7 protein-coding genes and 1 pseudogene are annotated in these 6,376 nt (G+C 66.8%); 4 read left to right on the plus strand and 4 right to left on the minus strand.

From position 1 onward, the window contains the following. From ELR45_RS35155 to nth, 3 genes and pseudogenes are all read right to left on the minus strand, one after another. A pseudogene (locus ELR45_RS35155) lies at positions 1-347 on the minus strand (MarP family serine protease); the annotation flags it as partial. A gap of 4 nt (positions 348-351) precedes the next feature. Beyond that, complete coding sequence (locus ELR45_RS13575) at positions 352-1,002, minus strand: NUDIX hydrolase (protein WP_129666842.1); 651 nt, start codon at positions 1,000-1,002, stop codon at positions 352-354. After that, positions 999-1,709 carry an endonuclease III gene (gene nth / locus ELR45_RS13580; RefSeq protein ID WP_240759678.1) on the minus strand — a complete coding sequence of 237 codons (711 nt, stop codon included), beginning with the start codon at positions 1,707-1,709 and terminating at the stop codon, positions 999-1,001. The genes ELR45_RS13575 and nth overlap by 4 nt, the downstream gene beginning before the upstream one ends. Positions 1,710-1,919: 210 nt before the next feature. On the opposite strand from nth, the gene ELR45_RS13585 reads away from it, so the two are divergent. The 4 genes from ELR45_RS13585 (at position 1,920) to ELR45_RS13600 (ending at position 5,503) form a co-directional block, all read left to right on the plus strand. Beyond that, positions 1,920-2,630 (plus strand): Crp/Fnr family transcriptional regulator, encoded by a 711-nt coding sequence (locus ELR45_RS13585; protein ID WP_129666845.1) that lies wholly within the window; start codon positions 1,920-1,922, stop codon positions 2,628-2,630. Positions 2,631-2,639: 9 nt separating this feature from the next. Continuing rightward, positions 2,640-4,064 carry a Na+/H+ antiporter NhaA gene (nhaA, locus tag ELR45_RS13590; RefSeq protein WP_205856556.1) on the plus strand — a complete coding sequence of 475 codons (1,425 nt, stop codon included), beginning with the start codon at positions 2,640-2,642 and terminating at the stop codon, positions 4,062-4,064. Between the two features lie 62 nt (positions 4,065-4,126). Then, positions 4,127-4,780, plus strand: coding sequence for a thioredoxin family protein (locus ELR45_RS13595; RefSeq protein ID WP_129666847.1), 654 nt, complete (start codon positions 4,127-4,129; stop codon positions 4,778-4,780). A gap of 3 nt (positions 4,781-4,783) precedes the next feature. Further along, positions 4,784-5,503, plus strand: coding sequence for a cytochrome c biogenesis CcdA family protein (locus ELR45_RS13600; RefSeq protein ID WP_129666849.1), 720 nt, complete (start codon positions 4,784-4,786; stop codon positions 5,501-5,503). Here ELR45_RS13600 and ELR45_RS13605 read toward each other — a convergent pair. Next, on the minus strand, positions 5,500-6,291 hold the full coding sequence (locus ELR45_RS13605) for an MBL fold metallo-hydrolase (protein WP_129666851.1): 792 nt from the start codon (positions 6,289-6,291) through the stop codon (positions 5,500-5,502). The two genes, ELR45_RS13600 and ELR45_RS13605, sit on opposite strands and share 4 nt — an antisense overlap. Between the last annotated feature and the right edge of the window lie 85 nt (positions 6,292-6,376).

Below are 6,376 nucleotides of genomic sequence, written 5' to 3' on the forward strand. Positions count from 1 at the left end.
GCGAGGAGCAGACCCGCGACGGCGAGGAGGGCACCCCCGGCACCGTCGACGTGACGTACCGGCTGGGACGAGACCTTCGACCGGATCCAGCCGCCGGCCCATGCCAGCAGGCCCTGGCCGATGGAGGCGACGCCGAGGATGAGCAGTGCCGCCAGGATGGAGACCCCGAGACCCGGCTCGAGGCCGCCGAGGAGAAGCGGCACCAGAAACAGGCCCGCGGCGGCACCGCCGACGAACCCGGAGAACGACAGCAAGCCCACGACCAACCCGTGAGTCCACCCTGTGAAGCCCACGACGATCGCCAGCGCGATGACGATGAAGTCGACGACGTTCAGCCCGAAGATCACTGGCTCAGGCCCTCCTCGGTAGGTCGGACAGTGCCGCGGGTAAAGATGTCACCCGGGTACGATCCCATGGTCGCTCCAATTCGGCCACTTCGAACAATCGTGATAAAACGCCCGCCGTGAATCCCCACACCAGGAGTCCGTTGGTGCGAAAGGCCGGCCCCGTGGTGCCGTCTGGGTGCTGGATCTGCATTCTGTTCGTGGGCTCGAGCAGGTCATTGAGTGGTACTCGGTGCACCGACGCCACCTCCGCGGGGTCGACCGCCCGGACGGGCGACGGCTTGCGCCACCAGGCGAGAACGGGTGTGACCGCGTAGTTCGTCACGGAGATCCAGAAGGTCGGCAGCGTCTCCAAGACGTCTACGCCCGCCGGGTCGAGCCCAGTCTCCTCTACGCCTTCACGCAAAGCGGCGCCGACCGGGCCGTCGTCGTCGGGATCGATGGTGCCACCAGGGAACGAGACCTGTCCGGCGTGGTTGCTCAGCCCCATGGCGCGCTCGGTCAGGAGCACGTCCGGCTCGCCGTCGGACTCCCCGAACAGCATCAGAACCGCCGACACCCTCGCGGAGCCATCGGTAGGTGGGGCGAATTGCGGGAACCAGGCGGATTGAGCCTTGGTGACGTGGGCGATCGGCTCCAGCCACAAGGGGAAGGTCATGAGCGTGGACCGTCCCTGACGAGCTTGGCCGCTGCCGTGGCGTCGGTCGGCCCTTCGCCGAACGACGGGCACAGCCTGGCCAGCGGGCAGACTCCACAGGCCGGCTTGCGGGCGTGGCAATACCGCCGGCCGTGCCAGATCACGCGATGCGAGAGGATCGTCCACTCCCGCTTCGGGAAAAGCGTGGCGACGTCGGACTCGATCTGGTCCGGCTCGGTACTCTCGGACCACCGCCAGCGCCGAGACAGGCGATTGAAATGAGTGTCGATAGTGAGCCCAGGCACGTCGAAGGCGTTGCCGAGCACGACGTTCGCGGTCTTGCGGCCGACGCCGGGCAGTGTCACCAGATCCTTGAGCTTTCCCGGGACCTCACCGTCGAATCGCTCCACCAGTGCCTGCGACAGGCCGATGATGGACTTCGTCTTGGCCCGGAAGAAGCCGGTGGGCTGGATCAGCTCTTCCACGTGCGCGGGGTCAGCGGTGGCGAGGTCGGCCGGTGCGGGGTAGGCCGCGAACAGCCCCGGTGTCACGGAGTTGACGCGGACGTCCGTGGTCTGGGCGGAGAGAACTGTCGCGATGAGCAGCTCGAACGGAGAGGAGAAGTCGAGCTCGCAATGGGCGTCGGGGTAGAGGACGGAGAGCTCGCGGTTGATCTTGCGGGCTCGACGCACCAGCGCCAGGCGCGAGTCAGTATTAACCGAGGACACACGCTCACCTTATGTTCAGGTGCCGACAGAGTGGAACCGCGGCCGATCTTCCAGCCCGGACGCCGCGCATGGGGGCGAATAATGCGTCATGATGGTGGCCGGGCACAATAGGTGTCGGTAGAACGTGAGACGAAACACTTGGCTGTGTGCGGCCGCGAGGATGTGCACAGCACGGTGGATGACCGGGACCTACGAGCAAGGCGACCCCTAATGCTGGACGGTCTGAGTAGAAGGAGCCAGGTGGTGGTTGACGAGGCACTGCGGAGCGCACCGCTGTTCCGGGATCTCAATGATGAGGCCGCGGCGGCGCTGCGCGCCTCGATGGTCGAGGTGCACCTCGACCGGAGCGAGGTGTTGTTCCGCGAAGGCGACGACGGGGACCGGGTCTACGTCGTCACCGACGGCAAGGTCAAACTGGGGCGAACCGCGCAGGACGGAAGGGAGAACCTTCTGGCCCTGCTCGGCCCGGGGCAGATGTTCGGGGAGTTATCCCTGTTCGATCCGGGCCCGCGTTCTGCGACCGCCACAGCCGTCACCGAGACGACGTTGCTCGGGCTCGGGCACTCGGACCTCGTTCCGCTGCTGACCGGCCGCCCGGAAGTGGCGCGTGGCCTCTTGCTGCAGCTCGCGTCGAGGCTGCGCACCTCCAATGACACGCTGGCCGACCTTGTCTTCTCCGATGTCCCGGGCCGGGTCGCCAAGCGCTTGCTCGACCTGTCCAATAGGTTCGGAGTGCCGTCGGACGAAGGCGTCCGTGTCTCGCACGACCTCACCCAGGAAGAGCTGGCCCAGCTGGTGGGCGCCTCCCGCGAGACGGTCAACAAGGCGCTGGCGGACTTCGTCGGCCGTGGCTGGATCCGCCTCGAACAGCGTTCCGTGGTGTTACTCGACGTTGAACGCATCCGTCGTCGGGCGCGCTGACTCGATGCAGTGAGCAGACACTGGCTTCCGTGGGGAACGACTGACGGGGAACAGGGCAAGTCCGAGCATTCCGGGATCTGGCGTGCGGGTCCGATCTGGATGGCGAGTGACCGCAAGCTCGCCCGGTTCGTCGGGCGCCCGGTAGCGGCGTTCCTCCGGGTCGAAGCCGCCGGTGGCATCATCCTTCTGGCCGCCGCGCTGGCCGCGCTCTTCTGGGCCAACTCGCCGTGGTCCGCCTCATACGAATCGTTCTGGAGCACAGAGCTCACGCTCCAGATCGGCACCTATGAGCTCACCGAGGATCTCCGGCATTGGGTGAACGACGCTCTCATGGCGGTCTTCTTCTTCGTCGTCGGCCTCGAGATCAAATACGAGATGGCGTGCGGGGAACTCCGAGATCCACGATCGGCGGCCGTGCCGATCATGGCCGCCTTCGGCGGGATGGCCGTGCCGGCGGCGATCTACGTCGCGTTCAACGCGGGTGGCGACGGGGCCGACGGCTGGGGCATCCCGATGGCCACCGACATCGCCTTCGCGCTGGGCGTGCTCGCAGTGCTCGGCCGGCGTATTCCATCGGGGGCGCGGGTATTTCTGCTGACGCTGGCGATCGTCGATGACATCGGCGCGATCACCGTGATCGCGCTCTTCTACACCGAGTCCATCTCGTTCCTCTGGCTCGTTCTGGCGCTCGCCGGGATTCTGGCCATCATCGCGCTGCGCAGGGTTCGGGTGTGGTCGCCATACATCTACGTCACGCTAGGCGTGTTCGTCTGGCTCGCCACCTTCCAGTCCGGGGTGCACGCGACCATCGCCGGTGTGATCCTCGGTCTGCTCACACCGGCCAAGCCGTTGCTCGACCAAGCGCAGGCGAAGGAGTACGCCCGGCAGTCGATCCCGGACGAGCTCGACCCGGGCGAGGTGCGCCGTTACCGCTTCCTATTGAACGAGTCCGTCTCGATGTCGGAGCGGCTGGAGCGCGCTCTTCACCCCTGGAGCAGCTATGTTGTCCTCCCGATCTTCGCGCTGGCGAATGCCGGAATCGATCTGGGGGGTGGCGTACTCGAGGAGGCACTGGGATCTCCGGTGACCCTCGGCGTCGCCGCCGGGCTCGTGCTGGGCAAGACCGTAGGCGTTGTGGTGACGTCGTGGATCGCCGTCCGACTCGGCTGGGGCAGGCTCCCGACCGGAACGTCGTGGACCACACTGCTGGGCCTGGCGATGGTCGCGGGGGTCGGGTTCACCGTCTCCCTGTTCATCACGGGGCTGGCCTTCGGCGACGGCACTCTGCTCGCCGACGACGCCAAGGTCGGTGTCCTTGGAGGGTCGATCATCGCCGCCAGCCTGGGCGCGGCCTTCCTGGTCATGGCCGACGGCCGGCGCCACCAAGACGAGGAGCAGCCAGAGCCGGAGCCGGCCGAAGAAAAACGGCAGTGATCCCGGCGTTCGTCAGCGAATCGTAAGAGCTGCGGCGTCCCCCACGCCGTACAGTCGCGCCTATGACACAGAACACCCGTAAGACTCTGCTCACCTCGATGAACCGGCGCGGTTCGCGTGCCCGGCTCTTGGCCGTGGCGGCTCTCTCTTCCGGCCTGCTGTTGACCGCGTGCGGCGATGACGACACGACTGCGTCGCAGGAGGACACCGACGCGGCAGCGCCGGCCGAGTCCGGCTCCCCGGACCCGATGGACGACGAGTCGAGCGATGAAGAGACGGACGACAGCTCCACTGACGACGGCTCGGGCGACGACGAGGAGATGAGCGGCGACGACGAGGAGATGAGCGGCGACGACGACGCCGATCCGATGGACGACGACGGCTCCGACGACATGGAGCTCGCAGCAGGGACGTACCGGGAGTACAGCGAGGACGCGGTAGCGGACGCCGGATTCGACACCACGATCCTGTTCTTCCACGCATCCTGGTGCCCGGAGTGCCGGGCGTTCGAGGAGGCGATCGAGGAGGGCACCATCCCGGTCGGTGTGCAGATCCTCAAGGTGGACTATGACTCTGAGACCGAGCTGAAGCAGACCTACGAGGTCACGTTGCAGACGACGTTCGTCCGGGTCGACCACGACGGCGAGCACCTGGGGACCTGGGTGGGATACGGCGAGGACCGATCGATCGACGCCATCCTCGACGAGCTGGCGTAAGCCGTGCCGTTCGCCGCCGTCGCCCTCGTCTCCGGAGGGCTGTCGGTCCTTGCACCGTGCGTCATCGGGCTGCTGCCCATCCTGATCGGGCGGTCCGTGGGCGCGGACAACAGAGTTCGGAACGTCGGGCTGGTGATCATCGGTCTGTGCGTGTCGATCTTCACGTTCTCGATCCTGCTCAAGGCGACAACGCTGCTGATCGGTGTGCCGCAGGAAGTGTGGCAGACGGTGGCGGGCACCATTCTCGTGCTGTTCGGCGTCGTCACTCTGCTGCCCAGGCTGTGGGACACGGTCTCGGCCCGGCTGAGGTTGGCCGAGCTGGGCAACCGTGGCGCCCAATACGGCGCCGGCCGCCAGAGCGCCGTCGGAGATGTCGTGCTCGGGGCGAGCCTCGGCCCGGTGTTCAGCGCTTGCAGCCCGACGTACGCGGTCATCGTCGCGGTCATCCTTCCCGCGGAGCCGCTGGAGGGCGTCGTGTACCTGATCGCCTTCCTGGTCGGTCTTGCCGGCATGATGCTCCTGGCGGTGCTGGGCGGCCGGGAGATGGTCGCGCGGCTGGGGTGGGGCGTCAATCCGCACGGTTGGTTGAAGCGGATCATGGGTGTGCTGTTCATCGTGATCGGAGTGGCGATCGGGACTGGGCTGGACAAGGAGCTACTGGGCTGGCTCGTCGGGAACGGCTGGTTCGACTGGCAACTCGACCTCGAAGACCAACTCAACTAAATGCGCTCATCCAGGTAGTCGAGGGCGGCAGCGACAGTGCGTTCGGCGGCCGGCCAGACGGAGCGATCCACGTCGGCGTAGACGATCTCGACCACCTCACGGGGGGTCGTCGCACCGGCCGCGAGCGCGGCTCGTACTTCGTTGAGGCGGGCTTGACGGTGCGCGAGGTACTCGGTGACGACGGTGGCTGCGTCGGCGCGGACGGGACCGTGAGCGGGCAGCAGCGTCCAGCCGTCGTCGAGCCTGGAGCGCAGGCGTTCCAGGGAGGACAGATAGTCGCCGAGCCGGCCGTCGGGATGGGCGACGACGGTGGTTCCGCGGCCGAGGACGGTGTCGCCGGTGAGCAGCCCATGCCAGTCGCGCCCGGGGGCTGATTCGGGCCCGGTGTTTCCCGTGGCGGGGCCGCGGACCTCGATACATATCGAGTCCGCGGTGTGGCCGGGGGTGTGCAGAACGCGCAGGTCCAGGTCGGGTACGTCGAGAGCAGAGTCGTCGCGTGTCAGGGTTTCGCCGGCGATGCACAGCGCGGGGTCTTGGGCGAGGACGGGAGCACCGGTCAGCTCATGGAAGCGGGCGGCGCTCTCGGAATGGTCCGGATGATGATGGGTCAGCACGGTGAAGGCCACCGGTCCGAGCTCGATGACGGCCGCGAGGTGTTCCTCGATCAGCGGTCCCGGGTCGATGACGATGTTCCCGGCACCGGTCGCCAAGACGTAGGTGTTCGTACCATCCAGCGTCATGGGTCCGGGGTTGTTCGCTCTGATCAGGTTGCACCATTGGGGCAGCATCAACGCCTCCTTCTTCCATGATCATGAACAGAAAGCGTGGACATAGCACGGTTTCTGTTCATGATCATGGGTGCTCGCCTGGGTC

The sequence above is a fragment of the Phytoactinopolyspora endophytica genome (assembly GCF_004138495.1).
Lineage (GTDB): Bacteria > Actinomycetota > Actinomycetes > Jiangellales > Jiangellaceae > Phytoactinopolyspora > Phytoactinopolyspora endophytica.

Bases quoted from the DNA above. Each gene is read 5' to 3' on its own strand.
- ELR45_RS13605 (WP_129666851.1), bottom strand. From the start codon at position 6,291: ATGCTGCCCCAATGGTGCAACCTGATCAGAGCGAACAACCCCGGACCC.
- ELR45_RS13575 (WP_129666842.1), bottom strand. From the start codon at position 1,002: ATGACCTTCCCCTTGTGGCTGGAGCCGATCGCCCACGTCACCAAGGCT.
- ELR45_RS13585 (WP_129666845.1), top strand. From the start codon at position 1,920: ATGCTGGACGGTCTGAGTAGAAGGAGCCAGGTGGTGGTTGACGAGGCA.
- ELR45_RS13595 (WP_129666847.1), top strand. From the start codon at position 4,127: ATGACACAGAACACCCGTAAGACTCTGCTCACCTCGATGAACCGGCGC.